This is a genomic window from Coprococcus eutactus, assembly GCF_025149915.1.
GTDB lineage: Bacteria > Bacillota > Clostridia > Lachnospirales > Lachnospiraceae > Coprococcus > Coprococcus eutactus.
This window is the reverse complement of record NZ_CP102278.1, coordinates 664,198-685,465: the sequence shown is the minus strand read 5'-3', so window position 1 is coordinate 685,465 and position 21,268 is coordinate 664,198. Positions and strand designations below refer to the sequence as shown.

Genomic DNA, 21,268 nt, shown 5'->3' with positions numbered 1-21,268 from the left:
ACACTCCTTCCGACTTTATCAGATGTCACATCTTTATAATATTAAGCATTTTTGCAAATAAATCAACTGTTTTGGATAATAAAGTGTCTGGAATTTTATTCTAGAATTTTATTTTATATGCTTATACTTTCTGTATTTTTAAGCGTTTCTGTGGACTGAGTGCTGTTATCTTGCCCACCGTTCTGTCTCTTATCTGAGTTCTGTGAATTTCCAGCGCCTGAACCGTCGCCTGTGCTGTCTGGTCTCTGCATGCCGCCGTTGCCTGTGCTGTCTGGTCTCTGCATGCCACCGTTGTCTGTGCTGTCTGGTCTCTGCATGCCGCCGTTGTCTGGGTCTCCACCTGGTCCCTGCATGCTGCTAGGACCTTCGCTGTATGTCACATCCTCCATTGCAAATGTGCTCGTCTGATCTCCCGCAGTCAAAGTGTATGTCTCACCCTGTTTCATATCTGAAGTACTTATCAAAACTGAGTCAAACTTCTTGTCAGCCTTGTAAGTTAGGAGCTTATTACCATTGGAATCAGTTAGGGTGATCGTCTCTCCGACATCTATCCACTCATCAAAATTGACAAGTGCAGAACATTGTGTGGACTCATCTCCAAATCCCTGTTCCATGCCTGAACCACCCACAGCCACCATCTCACCGCCGGTGATAGTCGCATAGATTCCGTAATCCAGCGCACCATTTCCATTGTTTGAAGGACCGAGTACATACACGCTGCCACCCGCGATGCCAAGATAACCATTTGAATCTATTCCATCGCCGTCTGCATTGATATTGATGATTCCGCCAGTTATTAGAATATATGCGTCATAATCAGCATCCATGCCTGCGCCCATGCCAGATCCGCCAGGTGTGCCTGAGTCTCCCGGCCGGTCTCCTTTTTCCGGAAGCTCTGGTCTGTTCGTTTCTGTGTCTTTTGTCCTTCTCTGGAACGAATCCGTCTGCCTCTGATCATCCTCGGTTGATTGTGTGCCATCGCTCTGTCCGTTGCTGTCAGGTCTTGCCGCATTGAAACCGTCATCGTTGGCTACCACGTCTATATCGCCGCCAGTCACCAGTATCTTATAACCCTCGATACCCTCATAGCTCTTGGAAATGTCTATATCTCCACCGGTTATGATCAAAAGGCCTTCCGCGTGCATCGCATCGTCTCCAACCGATATATCAATGTCTCCACCTTCTATATATATGTAGCCATCCTGCTGATCGTCGTTTCCGGCATGTATTCCATCTTCATCACAGGTGAGGGTAAATGTTCCATCCGCAATTCTTACGCTATCTTTGCCGTTCAGGCAGTGATCCTGACTATCTATCGTATAGGTTCCACTCGTTACCACCAGATCATCCTTGGACACGATTCCATGTCCGGTGGTATCCTTGACCGTAAGACTTCCACTGCCGCCCAGCGTGAGATCACATTTGGCAAATATGACAGCGTCCACATTGTTGTCATCAGTCTGTACATAGTCGCCTGACACTGTAAGGGTGTTCTCAGTCCCCTCTGTCAATGTCACAAATACCTTGTCTGCGTTCTTTGCATATATCGCCGCATAGTCTGCAGCCGTGATCGACACGCCATCAAATACAAGCTGCACCTTGTCATCATCACCGGCATCCACTACGACGGTTCCGTCTGTGAGTGTCCCTGACAGAACGTATACACCTGCCGCCTTGATCGTCACCACACCATCTTCTATATGTACATTTGAGCTGTCACATGTGGCTGTCTTTCCCGATAATGTTATCTTTACAGCCTCGCTCTCATCATAGGTTCCCGCCAGATCCCGCTTCGTGAACATATCTGTTATATCTATAGCCGCATTGCTCATGGCTTCATCTATAGCCGCCTGCATTTCCTCCACAGTCATCTCTGTCTTTGTACTTGTGTTCTGTGCATCCGCTGCATCTGTGTCAGCATCTGTGGCTGTGCTCACTTCACTTGCCAACTCAGTATCTGAAGTCGAACCTGTGCTCTGGCCGGTCGAACATCCGGCAAGCATTGCCATGCACATGGCCGCTGTCAGCTCCACCGCCAAACACGTGCGTATTCCCGCTCTATGTCTCATATATTTATTCTTCCTCATGCGATCATCTCCTTACTAAGCATTTGCCAACCGATCTAAATTTCTGCTCTGCTTTATATCATCAACATCATCTCATACATTTGTCATCATTTATAATGTTATATCCCCCGAATCCACCTGTGTCAGCATGATCTCTAAGTTGCCATTTCTCACCCTGAGTCTGTCTATCATATCCTTCTGATTTGTATCTTTCTTAAGTTTTACCACATATGTAAGCTTGAACAGACTTCCCATGCTGGTCGTTTTCACATTTGTCAGTCTGTAACTGTCTGTACAGTCGGCAAGTACCTCATCAAATGCCTCTGTATAGTCGAGATTTTCAGGCACAGTGATCTTCAGGGCTCTCTCTTCATCCCTTCCGCCGCCAAATCCCGTAAGACTGCAAGCGAACATTGCTCCGCCAAGTATTATCGCAAGTAATACCGCGTATCCGATAAATCCCATTCCGGTCACAAGACCTGCTCCCATCGCAAGAAATATTGCGCATATCTCCTTTGCCGAGCCGGGCACTGATCTGAATCTCACCAGACTAAAAGCTCCTGCCACCGCAACGCCAGCGCCAACATTACCATTTACCATCATTATCACCACGCACACGACTGCTGGTATGAGTGCCAGTGTCACCAAAAAGCTCTGTGTATATTTACTCCTAAACGCGTACACCCCTGCAAGGAATACGCCTATCGCAAGAGATACCGCTATGCAGATTAGAAACTCCTGCACCGTTATCGTTGTCGCTGTACCAAATACACTGTTAAATAATCCTGTCATCTTCTATATCCTCCTGCTTATGTTTGCCCTTGACTTATGTCAACCAACCATCTGTTTATATGCCTCTCCATACTTCGAAAATGATGTTCTGTATACATTGTATTTTGTGAGCAGATGTGACAGCCACAATGGAAATCCGCCCGCCATCTTAATCTCCATCAACATATTATATTCAGGTATGACCTTGTGCCCATACGGCTCTTTCTGCAGTGTAAGATCATCGTTCTGCCAGAGTATATCGTAGTCAAATGTAATCCTTAGTTCCGGATCGTCTATGCCTTTGTAAGAATCACGCTCATATGAGAGAACCACCGCAGGCTCCAGATCCTTGTACACCTGCATGAAGTAATCTATCTCCCTTCCTATCTGACAATCCTCGTGCAGTGGCTGACCGCCCACCAGATAATCCATGGCCTCCTGTTCAGGCACCTCCAGCCTCCTTTTGTACACAACAGATTTGTATTTCTTCTTGAGCTCAATAAAAACCTCTGAATCGTCATCCGGGACTCCATAGCTTCTGAGCCTGAGCTTTTCTTTGTAAACCGGCTTTTCTATGGAGTCCCTGATGAGTCTGTGGGAAGGAGTGTCGAAATATATGTTAATGATCTGGCTATGTGCGAACCGGTCCGGCTGCATATACCTTATCATTTCGCTCATTACCTGCTCATACCGCTCTCTGTCAAGCATGTACTTAAGTTCGTATCTTTTAAATGTATTATCTGCCATAAGCATCATCCTTTCTTATCTTATCTCCTCTTGATGATGTTATAATAGCCTACCAAGCTTAAACGAACTTTAAATATAAAAAAATGTCTTCGGTGACTCCTGTTGGTGTGTATTCTCTATGTTGTATATCCAATCGGTAGTGCCGGCGACCGAACTTTGACGCTTCTGTGTCGCCGCGGAGAGCTAGGCGCCCTTATCGTGCTTGGCGCGGCGTACACGATGGAAGCAAAGGCAAAGTGAGGGTAGACAAACGTGATTGGATATACAACATAGAGATTACACCAACAGAAGTCACTGAAGACAACCGCAACGCAAAAACGCCCATCTGCGGATCACTCCACAGATGGACGTCTATAGTCTTATATTATAATCTTATGTCTAGTTGATTTGAAGATGTGGCTCTCGTCAAATGCTTATGATTAGCAAACACCCTGAGCAAGCATAGCGTCAACAACCTTCTCGAAGCCAGCAATGTTAGCACCTGCAACATAGTCTGCGTTTCCGCCAACTGTCATGTTGTATCTCTTTGCTGCATCTGAGATATTAGCGTAGATTGTCTCCATGATTCCCTTGAGCTTGCCATCAACTTCCTCGAATGTCCATGAAAGTCTCTCGCTGTTCTGGCTCATCTCAAGAGCTGATGTAGCAACACCACCTGCATTTGCAGCCTTACCACCAACGAAGAGAACACCATTCTCCTGAAGGTACTTAGTAGCCTCAAGAGTTGTAGGCATGTTAGCGCCCTCTGTTACTGAGATAACGCCGTTTGCAACAAGCATCTTAGCATCGTCAAGGTTAAGCTCGTTCTGTGTAGCACATGGAAGAGCAAGGTCACACTTGATTGACCATACGCCGTGATCATTTGCATCCTTCTTTACATGGTACTCAGCTGATGGTCTAGCAGCAGCATAAGCATCAAGACGTGCTCTCTTAACTTCCTTAACTTCCTTAAGAAGTGCAACATCGATTCCCTCTGGATCGTAGATCCAACCTGTAGAATCTGAACATGTAACACACTTAGCACCTAACTGATGTGCCTTCTGGATTGCGTAGATTGCAACATTACCAGCACCTGATACTGCACAAGTCTTGCCTGCGATATCAATGTCATGATCCTTTAACAGTGCGTTTGTAAGGTAAAGCAGTCCGTAACCAGTAGCCTCTGTACGAGCAAGTGATCCACCATATGTAAGTCCCTTACCTGTGAGAACTCCCTCGTATGATCCACGGATTCTCTTGAACTGACCGAACATGAAACCGATCTCTCTAGCGCCTGTTCCGATATCTCCAGCTGGAACATCGACATCAGCACCGATATACTTGCAAAGCTCTGTCATGAAGCTCTGGCAGAATGCCATGATCTCTCTGTCTGACTTACCCTTAGGGTCGAAGTCTGAACCACCCTTACCACCACCGATTGGAAGTGTTGTAAGTGAGTTCTTGAAAACCTGCTCGAAACCAAGGAACTTGATGATACCAAGGTTTACTGATGGGTGAAGTCTGAGACCTCCCTTGTATGGTCCAATGGCATTGTTGAACTGTACACGGAAACCTCTGTTGACCTGTACCTGTCCGTTGTCATCTACCCATGGTACTCTGAACATGAGCTGTCTATCTGGCTCTGTGATTCTCTCGAGGATAGCATTCTTTCTGTAAAGCTCCTCATTTGCCTCGATGCAAGGTCTGAGTGAATCAAGAACCTCTGTTACTGCCTGTAAGAACTCAGGCTGATCTGCATTCTTCTTCTGTACTATCTCGAGTACTTCATCAACATATGACATAGTAAAAATCCTCCTAAACTGATTATATATCGTGACCTGTTAATTATTTCCTGACCACGTTCCCTATTATAGTATAGGAAATTAAGATTGTAAAGAAAAAACTTGTGAAATCTAAGTATTTTTTTGTTTTTGCTTAATTTTCCCCTGTTTTTATCAATTAAGCTTATTATTTACAAACATTCTTCTTGTTTTGGGGTATTTCCCGCTGAGTTAAACGTCTAAAGTCTTTTCGACACAGTTTTCAATTTTTACTTCTTCTCCTCATCGTGGTGAAGATCATTCTTCCAGTATCTGCATCTGTGCTTTACATTTGTGGAAAATACGATCTGAGTCTTGGTCTTGCCAAATCTCTGAAGCTCTCCGACAAAATGATCAAGATCTGCCGTTGTCTTGAAACGTACCTCAATGAGCATTGAGTAATCTCCTGTCACGCAGTTGCACTCCACAACATTTAACACGCTGTCTATATATGGATAGAACTCAGCCTTCTGCTCCGGTGAAACCTCCAAATTGATAAATGCCTTGATATAATGACCCATAGCCTCAGGATTCAGCTTGGTCGTAAATCCCTCAAGCACGCCCTCGGCAAGCATCCTGTCTATTCTTGTTCCAACCGCTGTAGGTGACATGGACACCTCAGCGCCTATATCTTTGAGTGATACACGTGCATTGTCCTGAAGCATGGCAAGTATCTTCTCATCCACCTCATCCAGTCTGTAGTATATCATTTCTTTCTTTTCCATAAGATATGTTCTCCTTCTCACTTTCTAAGGCAATTACAATATTATCCTACATAACCGCAATTGTCCTTTTCCCTATTCAAGCACCTTATCTCGTGGTGCAACTTGTGTTTCACAATCATATTAGCATATTTACTTAAGATTATAAATGTGTAGTGTCATTATATACCCTGCTCTGCGCAAATTACAACCTGATTTTTATGTATATTTACCGTTATACTCAACCTGGATTTTTACCCATAAGTTTTCGTCATTTTACGATATAATTATCCTCAAGCCAGTGCGCCACCCCATCCTCATCATTTGATGATATAACCGCCGTAGCATAAGAAAATATCATCCCTCTATCTGTCAAGTTGTTGATCACACTGTTTGTATACTCGGATGTGGTCTCATCGCTGCGAAGAAGCGTACCGTCCAGATCTGATACATATAAAGTTTTCATGTTGTCACCCACCTATCACAATTTTTCTGCAATACATACTATATTTCTACAACTCACACATTTTCATACAACGTGCATTATTTCTTATAATGCTTTCGTTTTCCCACAATTCACTCGATTTCCTACTCCCCACTAGATTTTCAATTTTCTGCTACATACTAGTTTCCATAACACTCTATCTTCTGTACAGGATTTCCACATCGCCGTCCACGAATCCAGCGGCAACAGCCTCGTACTTCTTAAGTTTCTCAGCATATTTTCCTTCTGTGAGATACTTTCTGATCATCTCACAGGAAATATCAAGTATCTTCTCCCAGCCTACACCCTGCTGCCATTCGTACAGATCTTCCCCTGTCGTGAACTCCTCGTAACAATTCCAGTCCTCGTCCTCCTCGTCAAAATAAGTTGAACTTATCAACTGGATCGACCAATGCAAGTCCACCTCTTCATATATATTGAAGTTGATCGCCACCCCCGGCAGCGGCATATTCTCATCTAAAATTCTGTCTAACCATTTTGCAAATTCATCATACATAACTAATCCCCCGTATATAAAACAAAGCTGATGTGAAGTATTCCCTATACACATCAGCCCTGTTTTTATGACTCTATATAATTATTACTTGTTGTTCTTGATGTACTCATCAATTCCCTTTGCAGCAGCTCTACCAGCTTCCATTGCAAGGATAACTGTTGCAGCACCTGTTACGGCATCGCCACCGGCATATACGCCTTCCTTGGTTGTCTGTCCGTTTGCCTCTTCTGCAACGATACACTTCCACTTGTTTGTCTCAAGTCCCTCTGTTGTAGATGAGATAAGTGGGTTTGGTGAAGTTCCAAGTGACATGATTACTGTGTCAACGTCCATTGTGAACTCTGAATCTGGAATCACAACAGGTCTTCTTCTGCCTGATGCGTCTGGCTCACCGAGCTCCATCTTCACACACTTCATACCGCATACCCAGCCGTTCTCATCCTCAAGGATCTCTGTTGGGTTTGTGAGGAGATCAAATATGATTCCCTCTTCCTTAGCGTGATGAACCTCCTCTACTCTAGCTGGAAGCTCCTCCTCTGAACGTCTGTATACGATATGTGTCTCAGCGCCAAGTCTGAGTGCTGTTCTCGCTGCATCCATAGCAACATTTCCACCGCCGACTACGGCAACCTTCTTGCCTCTCATGATAGGTGTATTTGAATTCTCGTCAAATGCCTTCATGAGATTGCTTCTTGTGAGGTACTCATTTGCTGAGAATACGCCGTTGGCATTCTCACCTGGGATACCCATGAACTTAGGAAGTCCTGCACCTGATCCGATGAAAACTGCGTCAAATCCCTCATCCTCAAGGAGTGAGTCGATCGTAACTGACTTTCCTACTACTACATTTGTCTCTATCTTGACACCAAGTGACTTGATGTTCTCGATCTCCTTGGCAACTACCTTCTCCTTTGGAAGACGGAACTCTGGGATTCCGTATACGAGAACTCCGCCTGGCTGGTGAAGTGCCTCGAATATAGTTACGTCGTAACCCATCTTTGCAAGATCTCCGGCTGCTGTCACACCTGAAGGACCTGATCCGATGACTGCCACCTTATGACCATTCATCTCCTTTGCAGGCTCTGGCTTGATTCCGTTCTCACGGGCCCAGTCAGCAACAAATCTCTCAAGCTTACCGATGGATATCGCCTCGCCCTTGATTCCTCTGATACACTTCTGCTCACACTGTGTCTCCTGTGGACATACACGGCCACATACAGCAGGAAGTGCTGATGACTCGCTGATGATCTTGAATGCCTCAGCGAAGTTGCCCTCCTTGACCTGAGCTATAAATCCAGGGATATTGATAGATACAGGACAGCCATTCATACATGGGGCGTTCTTACATCCTATACATCTTGAAGCCTCAGCCATAGCCTCCTCTTCATTATATCCATAACAAACCTCTTCAAAATTCTTTGCACGTACCTGTGGCTCCTGCTCGCGAACCGGCACTCTCTTCCAAACATCTACTTCTATAGCCATTACTTGTCACCTCCACAGTTTCCACATCCGCCATGATGTGTATCGCCCTCTTTTGCTGCAAGGAATGCTCTGCCCTCTGCAGTCTTGTAGAGCTGCTGACGCTGCATAGCCTCCTCAAAGTTCACCTTGTGACCATCGAACTCTGGTCCATCTACACACGCGAACTTAACCTCTCCGCCTACTGTCACACGGCAGGCACCACACATACCTGTTCCGTCTACCATGATAGGGTTAAGGCTGACAACTGTAGGAATCTCAAGCTCCTTTGTGAGCTTACATACAAACTTCATCATGATCATAGGTCCGATGGCAACACACACATCATACTTGTTGCCAGCGTCTACAAGCTTCTGGATCTCATTTGTAACGACACCCTTGCTTCCATATGAACCGTCATCTGTTGTGATATACAGGTTGCCGGCTACCTTCTTCATCTTGTCCTCAAGAATGATGAGTGACTTGTTTCTTCCTCCGACGATGACATCAGCTTCGATGCCCTGCTCGTGGAGCCACTTTACCTGTGGGTATACAGGCGCTGTTCCAACACCACCTGCAACGAAGAGGATCTTCTTTTTCTTGAGCTCTTCTATATCTTCTTTGCAGAACTCTGATGGACATCCAAGTGGTCCAACGAAATCCGCAAATGAATCTCCAGCCTTCTTATTCTTCATCATCTCTGTAGCAGCTCCAACTACCTGGAATACTATAGTGATGGTTCCGTCCTCTCTTGAGTAATCGCAGATAGTGAGAGGAATTCTCTCTCCATCCTCTGAACCTCTGACAATTACAAACTGTCCTGGAAGACATTTATTTGCAACTCGTGGTGCAACCACGTCCATGAGGTATATGGTCTCTGTCAACTGTTCAACCTTAGTAATCTTATACACTCTGTGCTCCGTCCTTTCCGACAGCCAAATTCTGACTGTTATGATCATTTTATTCTGTAAATGGGTGCATTTGCCCCTATTTATACACGTACGTACTTAATTTAGCAAAAAATATCAACAAAATCAAGGTATATGTAAAAATAGCACTGCATTACTGCAACACTGTGTTTTTCACATTTCCCTTATTCTTCTCAGATTTGGTCCAAATTTATCCTTACAAGTACCTTATTTGTCTCTTCAGACACAAAACTCCCACTAATTATCCTCAAGCACAAAAAATCCCGCCAAAAGAGAAAATTTTCTCTCTGGCAGGGACTATTATGTCTCTAGTGATACAAAACTGCATACACTATTATTCTTTTGTCTCATTACACAATCTTACTGACACATTTAAGCGTCAATGTATATTACTAGCTTTTTCTATATCTTACTTTATATTAGGCTTACCTTATATTACTATCTCTTCCTCTTCGCCTTGGCCTTAAGAGCTTCCTCTTTTCTGCGCTCATTCTCCATCTGAAGAAGCTTCTTCATGCCGTCAAGTTTTTTCTGGTTCAGCTTTATCTGCTCAAGCTCACTCTCAGCCATCTGCTGTGCCTCTTCACTCTGGAAGCTGACAAACTTGTCAAATGCTCCCGGATAGGCAAATGTCTTTTCTACATTATTATAAGAAAATACAATTCTTATATGGCTTCCATCACATTCCATCACACTGCCTTCACCAAACTTCACATGGTTTACTTTTTCATTCTCAAACATCTTTACATCCTCCTATCCATATTATTTCCATCTACAATGCTATTGAAACAAACGCTCTAAAATTGCTATATGATACGCTTGTCTGTTTCGATTCGCAAGGCTGCCTTCTGTTCACTAAAGCTTCTTCTTGCTACTAAATATACTGTAACAAAAAAATCGGCACTTTTTCCAGTTAAAAATGCCGACTTTTTTATTTTCGTGAAAATAGTCACTGTGGGTCATTGTTTTTGTTCATTATTGTTTTCTCAAACACATGAAACATACAAAAATGTGCTCATATTTTTACCAAGCCATATTGTGCACTTTTAATCTATCTTGCATTTGCTTTGAGAAGTTCCGCAACCTCCGTCTCTGTTGCAAGTGAGAGTGCCTTTGCTGCCAGCTCATCTGCTTCAGCCTTCGACCACTTTGCTATGGTTCCTCTTGTCGCAAGGACTGAAGTGGCACTAACTGAAAACTCTCCCAGTCCAAATGATATAAGGAGAGGTATGAGCAACGGATCTGCTGCCGCCTCACCGCACATGCCTACCATGATGCCCGCTGCATTTGCCGCCTCGATGATATTCTTCATGGAGCGGAGAACTGCAGGATTGTAGGATGAGTACAGATAAGCAACCTTCGCATTACCTCTGTCGACCGCCATGGTGTACTGCGTCAGGTCATTTGTGCCTATGCTGAAGAAGTCTGCCTCCTTTGCAAGCAGGTCTGCTATGATACTTGCCGCAGGAGTCTCTATCATTGCACCGACCTGGATATCCTTGTTGTATGCTATATTCTCAGCGTCAAGCTCAACCATAAGCTCCTTAACAAGAGCCTTCACACTTCTGATCTCATCAACACATGTGACAAGCGGTACCATAATCTTGATATCGCCAAATGCACTCGCACGGAGAAGTGCCCTCAGCTGTACTCTGTATGAATCTTTATTCTGCAGACAATATCTCACTGCTCTGAAACCTAAGAACGGATTGTCCTCTTTCTCAAGTCCAAGGTATGGGATATCCTTGTCACCGCCCACATCAAGGGTTCTGATGATAACCTCTCTGCCCTCCATGGTCTCAGCAGCCGCCTTGTATGCCTGAAACTGTTCTTCCTCAGATGGGAGCTCCGATGCACCCATGAAAAGGAACTCTGTTCTGAAAAGGCCAACACCCTCTCCATCGCATGCAGCAACCTGCTTTGCATCCTCCGGATTACCAATATTGCCATACAAATGTACCTTTACACCGTCAGCTGTGACTGTGTCTTTGCCTCTATATACCTCAAGAAGAGCCTTGTCGTTAAGATACTTCTCTCTCTTTGCCTGATATTCATCTACCTCTTCCTGGGACGGATCAAGTATGCAGATTCCATCGCATCCGTCAACTACTGCTGTCATTCCATCTGAAACCATGTCAACTATTCCATCCACGCTGAGTACCGCCGGTATCTCCAGCGCCCTCGCAAGAATAGCAGAGTGGGATGTCTTGCCGCCAACCGCGGTGATGATTCCTGCCACATTCTCCTTGACGATTCCCGCTGTCATGGAAGGGGTAAGATCCTCAGCCACAAGGATAGTTCCGGCTGGAACCTCTGATATGTTCATGTCCGGCGTGCCAGTAAGTATCTTGAGCATTCTCACCTTGATGTCGCCGATATCCGTTGCTCTCTGTCTTGTGAGCTCATCATCTGCCATCTGGAACATTCCGGCAAACATATCGCATGTACTCTCAAATGCAGCCTCTGCACAGGTTCCGCTCATAATCGCGCCCTTTGTGATCTCATCCATCCCCGGATCTGTGAGGAGCAGTATGTGTCCCTCAAGTATCTCCGCATTGTGCTCTCCGACACTCTCCTTCATAGCCTCCGCCATGGCATGAGTCTTTTCTGTAAATGCTGCAACTGCATCGTCATATCTCTTGATCTCTGCATCTGTATCTGTGATCGTTCTGTTCTCATATTCCGGCTTTGCGTCAGATATGATCACAACCTTTCCAACGCCGTAGCCGGCTGAACCCGCGATTCCTTTATTCATAAGAAAACCTCCAATTATTCTCTATACAACAAATGGTACTCCAGCCGAGTACCATTTGCCTGTAACCTGTACTGAAGTCTGATTTCAGATTTCATATATAAATAGTCCGCTTCGACGTCAGGGCAATGTACATATATTACTCGCCGAATCCTGACTCGATGAGCTCAACTGCCTTTGCAAGAGCCTCCTTCTCATCCGCACCGTCACACTCTATTGTAACCTCTGCACCACACTTGATGCATGCTGCAATGATGAGCATTACGCTCTTGGCATTGATCTTCTTGCCTGCTACATCAAGAGTTACTGCACTTGAGAACTTTGTCATCTCCTTTGCAAATACTCCTGCTGGTCTCATATGAAGTCCCTGTTCATTTACTACTTTTACTGTCTGTGCTACCATAATAATCTTCTCCTTTTCTAATACGGGCCGCAATGATCATTATACGACTGCAAGTGGTTGTATATATCACTTGCAGAATTTGTGTTACATAAGCGGCCCTTGTTTTGTTTAATAATATATTGTGACTTGTAATTATCTGCTTTATGGTGCTGTTTCTTATCAACCCTCGGATTTAGCAGAATTTTGTAAAACATTTGATCTGCATTTTCTGTTATATGGTATCACAGCCAGATGTTCCCCACACCTTTTTCGTTATTCCATATATCCGACAGATTTTCACAAACCCCAATTGTATAAATTATAACATTCTGTCGTTTTTTGTGCATTACTTTTGTGCATTTTTTTACTCCTGCACGTTTCTCTTGATAAGACCGAGCATGATACATGTGATCACTGATCCTACAAGCCATGAAATGATGTATGGTAACCAGTTGCCTACTGTTGCGAATACGAATATTCCACCGTGAGGTGCCATCAGTGTACATTTGAATGCTGCTGACATTCCACCTGCAACTGCTGCGCCTACGAGTGTACATGGTATTACGTGGAGTGGATCTGCTGCTGCAAATGGTATTGCACCCTCTGTGATGAATCCACAAGCCATTACGATGTTTGATACTGTTGAGTTTCTCTCTGCCTTTGTGAACTTCTTAGGGAAGAAGATACATGCAAGGGCAATTCCAAGTGGAGGTACCATACCACCTACCATAACTGATGCCATTGAGATATAGCACGCCTGAACTGCTGGATCTGAAAGCTGTGCGCCGCCTGCGACAAGCTCTGACGCTGTTGCAAGAACCATTGTTCCGTATACATAAGCCGCCTTGTTGATAGGACCGCCCATGTCTATCGCCATCATACCGCCGAGGATGATTCCAAGTGGGATGAGAAGATTTTTATTTGCAAGGGCTGTCAGCATATCTGAAAGTCCTGTATTGATCAATCCAATAATCGGATTGAGTATAAATATCATAAGTACTGCAACTATAAACATACCAACAAGTGGGTATATAAGTGTTGGCTTGATTCCCTCCAGTGACTTAGGGAATTTGGAGCAGATCTTTCTAAGAAGAAGAACTACATATCCTGCAAGGAAACCTGCTGCGATACCGCCGAGGAAACCTGATACTGTATTTCCGCCGCCTTCTGCGACGAATCCAAACTTTGATATAAATGACTGGAAGCCGCCAAGGTTATCTCCTGCCCATACATAACCGGACAAGGCTGCATTTCCGGAAGATGCCAGGATACCGCCGAGGAAACCAACCGCAAGTCCAGGTCTGTCTGCTATAGACTCTGCTATAAATCCTGCAAGCACCGGAACCATCACGCCCATCGCCAGGCCACCGGCATACTTGAAGAATGCTGAGAGCGGGGTCATGGAACCGAAGTTGGATCCACCTGTTGCACCAAATCCGCAAAGTGTATCTATAAGGAATGCAAGAGCTGTGAGGATACCACCGCCGATTACGAATGGGAGCATGTGTGATACTCCGTTCATAAGATGCTTATATATTCTGCTTCCCACACTGCCATTTGCACTGCTTGACTCTTTTCTGCCGCCCTCCTCGTGGTGAACAGGAACCTGACCATCCACGATCTTCTGTATGAGCTCCTCAGGCTTGTGTATTCCGTCTGCCACTCTTGTGAAAAGAACCGGCTTTCCATCAAATCTTGCTGTTTCAACACTCTTGTCAGCTGCAACTATGATACCATCACAGTTTGCGATCTCTTCATCAGTAAGTATATTTTTTGCTCCGCCTGAGCCATTTGTCTCAGCCTTTAAGGCATATCCCATCTTGGCGCCGGCCTTCTCAAGTGCCTCGGCTGCCATATATGTGTGAGCTATTCCTGTAGGACACGCTGTAACGGCAAGCACTCTAAAGCCTTTCTTCTCAGGAGCCTTCTCAACTGCCTTTTCCTCAGGCTTCTCTGCTGTCTCCTCTGGGAACTTTGCGTTCTCATATTTGTCAACGACTGCAAGGAATGCATCCTTGTCTGCTGCCTTCAGAAGCTCTGCTCTGAAGTCCTCATCCATGAGGAGCATAGACAGTCTTGAAAGTACCTCAAGATGTACATCTGATCCGCTCTCTGGTGCTGCGATCATGAAGAACAGGTTTGATGGCTGTCCATCCAGTGAATCGTAATCAACTCCGTCAGGGACTGTCATAGCTGCAAGTCCAGGTCTCTTGACCGCCTTGTTCTTGGAGTGAGGGATTGCTATTCCTTCTCCTATAGCTGTTGAGCCCTCTTCCTCTCTCTTAAGTATTCCTTCTTTGTATGTTTTCTTGTCTGAGATGTTGCCTGCTGCATCGTGCAGGTTTACAAGGTAGTCGATCGCTGCATCCTTTGAATCTACCTTTACACCCAGAGCAATGCTTTCCTTTGATAAAAGCTCTGTGATTCTCATAAGCGTAACCTCCTCTTAAATAATCAGCCGCATCCACATATGCTGCTGTGCGATATCTGAATCTCCTAAGTATTCCCTCTCACGACGGAACACGTACGTTTTACTATAACTGCTTGTAGAGTTCTTCTACTTTGTCCGCTGTGGCAAGGCCTTCTGAAAATGCTGTGGCACTTCCGGTTGCTGTTCCTCTCTTCAGCGCTTCCATGTAATCGTGATCCTTCAGGTAGCTTGCTGTAAAACCTGCCACCATAGAATCACCTGCCCCTACTGAGTTCACAACTGTTCCCTTTGGAACTCCGATCTTGTGAACCTCTCCTGTCTCTGTGATAAGTATTGCTCCATCCCCTGCCATGGATATGAGTACATTTCGTGCACCCATGACCTGAAGCTTCTTCGCATACTCAACGATCTCGTCGTCTGTCTTTAAGACAACTCCGAACATCTCGCCAAGCTCATGGTTATTCGGCTTGATGAGGAATGGATGGAACTTCAATACATTGAGCAGAAGATCCTTTGTCGCATCCACCACGATGTCGATGTTCCTGTTCATAAGCTTCTCCATGATCTGCTCGTATATGTCAGATGGAAGTGAAGCAGGGATGGTTCCCGCAAGTATCAGGCAATCTCCCGACTGGAGCTTGTCCAGCTTGTCAAACATCTGCTGAAGCTCATCTTTCTTAATGTCGGGTCCCTGTCCGTTGATCTCCGTCTCCTGTTCTGCCTTGATCTTGACATTTATCCTGCTGAGACCATTCTTCAGCTGGATAAAATCTGTCTTAACTCCCATGGCCTTGACTCCGTCCTCAATCTCCTTACCGGTAAATCCGGCAACAAAACCGAGAGCTACGGAATCAACTCCTATGTTCTTAAGTACGGTTGAGACATTGATACCTTTGCCGCCATAGAATATGGCTTCTGACTTACTTCTGTTCACCATTCCAAGCTCAAGGCTGTCCATCTTGACAACATAATCGAGCGCCGGATTAAATGTCACCGTATAAATCATTATCTGAGTACCTCCTTTACAACTGTGGCGTCTATGTACTTATCATTTACAAGTCTGTCCGTGATAATACAGGCTTTTTCGATTGCCGCAAATGTCACCGCTGTCACCTTGTCAAACTTGCTGCTGTCAGCAAGGACTATGCTGGCATAAGATCTGTTCACCGCTTCCATCTTCACCATAGCCTCTTCCACATCGACCGTTGTGAATCCATAATCCATATGGATTCCATTTGTTCCAAGAAAGCACTTTGTGAAATTGAACTTTTTCATGGAATTGACCGCCTCGGCTCCGATGATCGCCTCTGTGATCGGCTTTACAAGTCCGCCTATCATATACGTTCTAAGGTTCTTCTTGAGAAGCCGCTTGGCATGTGCTATTCCATTGGTGACAAATGTAGCATTTGTTTCGCCGATATAGTCGATCATGAGCGCCGTGCTGGTTCCTGCATCTATAAATATGAAATCTTCATCATTGATCATCGTTGCCGCGTATTTTGCAATGGCACTTTTCTCTTCGACATTGAGCTGTGCCTTGGCTGAAACCGGTGCCTCATTGGTGATGTATTCATGCTCGATCGCCTTGGCACCACCATGGAATCTCTTGATCTTACCCATATCGTCCAGAGCTATCAAATCTCTTCTTATAGTAGATTCTGACGCTCCCGTGATCTCCGTGAACTCTGCAACTGTCATAGACTTTTTCTCTTTCAGTGCTTCTAAAATCGCTGTGTATCTGTCCTCTGTCATCATAATAATTGCCTCCTGTACAACAAGTACGTCTCCTGTATGTGTTAGTCTGTGTGTTTTCGTAGTAATTTCACTGAAATATATTTATATCCGTGATCTATAACTTCGTTTTCTTTAGGATATCATACTTTTTGACTGTTTTCAATTGTTTGTGATTGTTTCAGGGTGATTTTCACTTGATTTCAGTCACTTTCAATCATTCTACATGCATAATATCACCGTAAATGAAGACTGTCAATCATATTTTTGAGGTTTTTTGAACATTTCTGATTGTTTTTGACTGTTTGTTATTTTCTACTCAAAGTGGGGACGGAGGGGACAGGCACCTTCATCCCCATCAGCTCCCGGTATTAATAAAACAAAAGACGTTGCCCCCACCGGTCAACGCCCTATACTTTTGAATTATTATTTTATTTATATTACTATGAAGCATCCGCAGGATTTACATGCACCATCACATGCTTTACCTTTGGAAAATTCTTCTCTATGCCCTCATGGACCTCTTCCGCTATCTCATGCGCATGTCTTAATGTATATGAACCGTTTACTCCTATCTCCACATCTACGTATATCTTGTTGCCAAATATCCTTGTGTGGAGAAGATCAACACTGAGAACCTCTTTCTGGGCGAGCACAAAATCCCTCATCTCTTTCTCTGTTTCATCATCGCAGGAATGGTCCACCATCTTATCCATGGCATCCTTGAAGATATCATATGCCGCCTTAGCTATGAATACAAAGATAACAATACTTGCAATGGAATCCATAACTGGGAATCCCATCATCGCACCACCGATACCGACAAGCGCGCCGACTGATGACAACGCATCTGAGCGGTGATGCCATGCATCTGCCATAAGTGCGCTTGAATCTATCTTCTTCGCATAGTGTCTTGTGTACCAGTACATTATCTCCTTTGTGACAATGGATACAACAGCCGCAACCAGTGCCAGCATCCCCGGTTTCTGCAGGTTCTGGTAATTGCCACCGATTATGTCCTTAACCGCCTGCGAGCCGATCTTGATACCGGTATACAGCAGCACTATAGACAGCACGATCGCCGCCACACACTCAAGCCTCTCATGACCGTATGGATGTTCCTTGTCGGATTTCTTCGACGCCAGCTTCACCCCGATTATGACTATTATGGTGCTGAACACGTCTGATGCAGAATGTATCGCATCACTTATCATTGCATTTGAATGTGCAAATATTCCCGCAAATAATTTGAATACTGAAAGCAGTACGTTCTGTACTATCGTTATAAACGATACTTTATTTGCAACCTTTTTAAACTCATCCTCTGATACGGCAGATGCCGCCATCGTGTTTATTTTGTTTGCGCTTTCCATATAATCAGCCATCCTTTCCTAATGAACACCAGTCTATTGATAATCACCTTAATCAAAAGACCTATGCTGTGCGATCAATAAATTTCAGAAAGCTCTTATCACTAAATATATGTGGGAGATTTTATAGAATGTCTAAAAGAGTATAAAAAAACACCCACGACTCAGTATTAGTAACTACTGTCCCGTGGATGTAAAGATTCCACTGCCATGATGGCCCGACTCCTTGGCTTTCGCCAATGGTCTGCTCAGTTTGTACTGTAGATTTATATGCAGTGCAAAGAGTTAATTTAGGTTACCATCTATGGCAGTCTATGTCAATATTTATTTTCAGATCAAAACTCTTTTTCAAAACTGAACTTAATATCCTTGAGGTCAAGTCCATTCGACTTCACATACAGTCGGAGCACATTGAATCTGCTGTAAAATTTGACCTCTTTCCTGATCACAACATCCTTGCCGTCAGTTCCGTTAAATGTGAAGTTGCTCACAGGGAATCCGTTGAAAAACAGGGTACACGGCAGCTGGGCAAGCTTTTCAAGAGTTGAACTTCCCCTCAGACTCACATCATACTCTCCCGGATGTTCAACATCAAGGGCTATGACATAATTCGTGTCGGCGGTGCTGGCCTTCTCTGTCAGATCTATAAGTATGTCTCTGTCGACATTGATATATTCCACATCATCAATTGAAAAATCGTCAGCCTGCTTTGGACGGTTTATTATCTCTATCTCTACAGGTTCTCCCACAAGACGCTTAAATGCATTTGTATCCATGGCAAAGCTACACACATTCTTTGCGATCCTCTGGAGTTCAGCTCTCAATATACGTCCGTCATGAAGTGCCTCTAGGACATTGTCTCCACCCATATTCTTCGAGCCGTCCGGGCAGCACATATACATATCATTCTGTGCCTGTATCATAGTCGCAAAGTCATTTGCATCCGGCTCCATACCTCTGCGGTTGATGGATGCCCACCAATCTGTCATGACCACGCCTGTAAATCCCCACTCATTTCTGAGTATTGTGGTATTCAGATCATAACTTCCTGCGGTGTAGAGACCGTTTACCAGACCGTATGTTGTCATGACCGAGTCGGCATATCCTGACTTGACAGCTATCTCAAATCCCTTCAGGTATACCTCTCTGAGTGCCCTCTGGGAGATGACCGAGTCCATTGTATGGCGGTGATACTCCTGATTATTTCCGCAGAAATGCTTGATCGTTCCGGACACGCCACTGGACTTAAGTCCCTCTAACTGGGCAGTTGCAATGGAACCCGTAAGGTATGGATCCTCGGAGAAATACTCAAAGTTTCGTCCATTAAGCGGGTGACGGTGGATATTCATTCCCGGTCCGAGAAGAACCTCAACCTTATTCGCTGTCATCTCAAGTCCGAGAAGTGCATACAGTCTGGTGTTCAATTCTTTGTTAAATGAACATCCACACAGAGTGCCATTTGGAAGTGAGAATGCCTTCATACCCGAATCAAGTCTCATTCCCGATGGTCCATCATCACAGCACACCGATGGGATCTTATGTGCGATCAAATTTGGCGATACCCCGGCAAATGCTGACGCTGTTCCCGCCGTCACAAGAGAACTTCCCATTCCCTCTCCGCGGACAAAGCATGCCAGATCCTCATCATCAAACTGCGCTATGAACTCATCCATGGTTGCCTTGCCTTCCCTTACATCAAGAAGCGTAATACCCTTGTCACCGGTAACCGGTATCTCCTCCGGCAGCTCCTGCTCTCTCCTGTCATACATATCAACAGTGACTAGAGGTGTCTCCTCATACTCTATAAGCATCCTGCCGTTCTCATCACAGAATGGTTTCATGCGGTCAAACTTCTCATAAGGTGCAAGTGCCTCCTGAAGCTTCTGAAGCTCCACAGTCTCGGCAAGCTCAAAGAACAGACACTCTGTTGTATTTCTTATGCTGTTTCCTACATGGATAGTGTAGTCTCCTGCTTCAAGCACATAACAGTTTCTATGGCCTGTCGCCCCTGAATCGTCAAATGATGCCATACGGTCAAGCGGGATCTCAAACTTCAGCTCATCGCTGAGTCCCGGAACAAGCTCCTTTGTCTTCGCAAAATCAATGAGTACTCTGGATGGCTTGCCAAGCCTGCCCTGAGGCATCTCACCGTACACCTGGACAACCTCCTTGCCAAGTCTCTTTCCTGTATTTGTGACTTTGACACAGATATTCGCCACGCCTTTTTCAAAATCCAGGCTTGCATGTTTTACGCCGATCTTGAAGTCTGTGTATGACAATCCGTACCCAAACGGATATCTGACCTTATCCTTTGCAAATGTCTCGAAATAACGGTATCCCACATAGATATCCTCAGCGTAGAAGTTTCTCTCTTCGCCGCCGAAATTGTCATACGCAGGATAATCCTTGATATCGTAGGCTATCGTGTCTGTGAGTTTTCCTGAAGGGCTGACATCCCCTACGAGGACATCAACCACTCCATATCCTCCGACCATTCCGCCCTGCCATACATACATGCAGGCATCCGGGGAAATCGTGTCAAGAAATGACATATCTATAAGACCGCCGACATTCAAGAGAACGACCATCTTCTGGAAATTCTCTCTGACAAGTCTAAGCATATCAGTCTCTATATCAGTGAGCATAAATGCTCCTTTTTCAAGTGTATTGTCCTTGTCCTCGCCTGCCGTCCTAGCGATTATCACTATGGCCGAATCCGACTCACCGGCAGCCTCCTGCACGAGTTCCTCTGTAACCGGCATCTCCGCCTGTGACCACGGCTCCTGTCCCCAGCCAAGTCCCAGCTCCACAGGATGTTCCTTATCCCATGCGGCATAAGTCTCTGCCAGTTTCTGATTGACATTCACATCCTTGCACTCATTAAGTGCATCAAGGATTCCTACCACTTTGGCAACATTCACCATGCCGCCCGAACCGGTTCCACTCTTATAATAATGGTTCTGCATACGTCCAAATACAGAAACCGTCTCTCCCTGCTTAAGCGGCAGAGCTTTGTTGTCGTTCTTTAACAGAACAAGTCCCTCTGCAACCATCTCACGGGCTGTCTTCTCATATACTGCCCAGTCAAGTACTCTATCTTCCATGTATTTAACCTCCAACGTTTTGA

General features: G+C 44.9%; 17 protein-coding genes and 1 riboswitch. All 17 genes read right to left on the bottom strand.

The window, feature by feature from the left end:
* Positions 1-113 precede the first annotated feature (113 nt).
* On the bottom strand, positions 114-2,087 hold the full coding sequence (locus NQ536_RS13755; RefSeq protein ID WP_004851307.1) for a carbohydrate-binding domain-containing protein: 1,974 nt from the start codon (positions 2,085-2,087) through the stop codon (positions 114-116).
* Between the two features lie 90 nt (positions 2,088-2,177).
* Positions 2,178-2,858: a DUF4956 domain-containing protein gene (locus NQ536_RS02895; protein WP_004851309.1), complete on the bottom strand. Its 681-nt coding sequence runs from the start codon at positions 2,856-2,858 to the stop codon at positions 2,178-2,180.
* Between the two features lie 39 nt (positions 2,859-2,897).
* Positions 2,898-3,584 (bottom strand): polyphosphate polymerase domain-containing protein, encoded by a 687-nt coding sequence (locus NQ536_RS02890; protein WP_044998155.1) that lies wholly within the window; start codon positions 3,582-3,584, stop codon positions 2,898-2,900.
* Positions 3,585-4,003: 419 nt separating this feature from the next.
* Positions 4,004-5,365: an NADP-specific glutamate dehydrogenase gene (gene gdhA, locus NQ536_RS02885; protein ID WP_004851315.1), complete on the bottom strand. Its 1,362-nt coding sequence runs from the start codon at positions 5,363-5,365 to the stop codon at positions 4,004-4,006.
* A gap of 248 nt (positions 5,366-5,613) precedes the next feature.
* Entirely contained in the window at positions 5,614-6,108 is a 495-nt protein-coding gene (locus NQ536_RS02880) for an Lrp/AsnC family transcriptional regulator (RefSeq protein WP_004851317.1), read from the bottom strand.
* 247 nt (positions 6,109-6,355) lie between these two features.
* Positions 6,356-6,550, bottom strand: a complete 195-nt coding sequence (locus tag NQ536_RS02875) for an HAD hydrolase family protein (protein WP_004851319.1) — start codon at positions 6,548-6,550, stop codon at positions 6,356-6,358.
* 175 nt (positions 6,551-6,725) lie between these two features.
* The gene (locus NQ536_RS02870; RefSeq protein ID WP_004851321.1) at positions 6,726-7,085 is read right to left on the bottom strand and encodes a hypothetical protein; all 360 of its coding nucleotides are present in this window, start codon (positions 7,083-7,085) and stop codon (positions 6,726-6,728) included.
* 84 nt (positions 7,086-7,169) lie between these two features.
* Positions 7,170-8,570, bottom strand: a complete 1,401-nt coding sequence (gene gltA, locus NQ536_RS02865; protein ID WP_004851323.1) for an NADPH-dependent glutamate synthase — start codon at positions 8,568-8,570, stop codon at positions 7,170-7,172.
* Complete coding sequence (locus NQ536_RS02860) at positions 8,570-9,457, bottom strand: sulfide/dihydroorotate dehydrogenase-like FAD/NAD-binding protein (protein ID WP_022058413.1); 888 nt, start codon at positions 9,455-9,457, stop codon at positions 8,570-8,572. Before NQ536_RS02860 ends, gltA begins: the two co-directional genes overlap by 1 nt.
* A gap of 456 nt (positions 9,458-9,913) precedes the next feature.
* A complete protein-coding gene (locus NQ536_RS02855; RefSeq protein WP_004851327.1) occupies positions 9,914-10,216 on the bottom strand; it encodes a hypothetical protein in 303 nt (100 codons plus the stop codon).
* Between the two features lie 310 nt (positions 10,217-10,526).
* Positions 10,527-12,230: a phosphoenolpyruvate--protein phosphotransferase gene (gene ptsP / locus NQ536_RS02850; protein WP_004851329.1), complete on the bottom strand. Its 1,704-nt coding sequence runs from the start codon at positions 12,228-12,230 to the stop codon at positions 10,527-10,529.
* A gap of 136 nt (positions 12,231-12,366) precedes the next feature.
* Positions 12,367-12,630, bottom strand: coding sequence for an HPr family phosphocarrier protein (locus NQ536_RS02845; protein ID WP_004851331.1), 264 nt, complete (start codon positions 12,628-12,630; stop codon positions 12,367-12,369).
* A 343-nt stretch (positions 12,631-12,973) separates the two neighbouring features.
* Positions 12,974-15,040, bottom strand: a complete 2,067-nt coding sequence (locus NQ536_RS02840; RefSeq protein ID WP_004851333.1) for a PTS fructose transporter subunit IIABC — start codon at positions 15,038-15,040, stop codon at positions 12,974-12,976.
* A gap of 103 nt (positions 15,041-15,143) precedes the next feature.
* Positions 15,144-16,046, bottom strand: coding sequence for a 1-phosphofructokinase (pfkB, locus tag NQ536_RS02835; RefSeq protein ID WP_004851335.1), 903 nt, complete (start codon positions 16,044-16,046; stop codon positions 15,144-15,146).
* Positions 16,046-16,795, bottom strand: a complete 750-nt coding sequence (locus NQ536_RS02830; protein WP_004851336.1) for a DeoR/GlpR family DNA-binding transcription regulator — start codon at positions 16,793-16,795, stop codon at positions 16,046-16,048. The genes pfkB and NQ536_RS02830 overlap by 1 nt, the downstream gene beginning before the upstream one ends.
* A 419-nt stretch (positions 16,796-17,214) precedes the next feature.
* Positions 17,215-18,144 (bottom strand): cation diffusion facilitator family transporter, encoded by a 930-nt coding sequence (locus tag NQ536_RS02825; RefSeq protein ID WP_081445860.1) that lies wholly within the window; start codon positions 18,142-18,144, stop codon positions 17,215-17,217.
* 175 nt (positions 18,145-18,319) lie between these two features.
* A riboswitch (NiCo riboswitch) is annotated at positions 18,320-18,403 on the bottom strand.
* A gap of 73 nt (positions 18,404-18,476) precedes the next feature.
* A complete protein-coding gene (locus NQ536_RS02820) occupies positions 18,477-21,245 on the bottom strand; it encodes a glycoside hydrolase family 3 protein (protein WP_044998067.1) in 2,769 nt (922 codons plus the stop codon).
* Positions 21,246-21,268 lie beyond the last annotated feature (23 nt).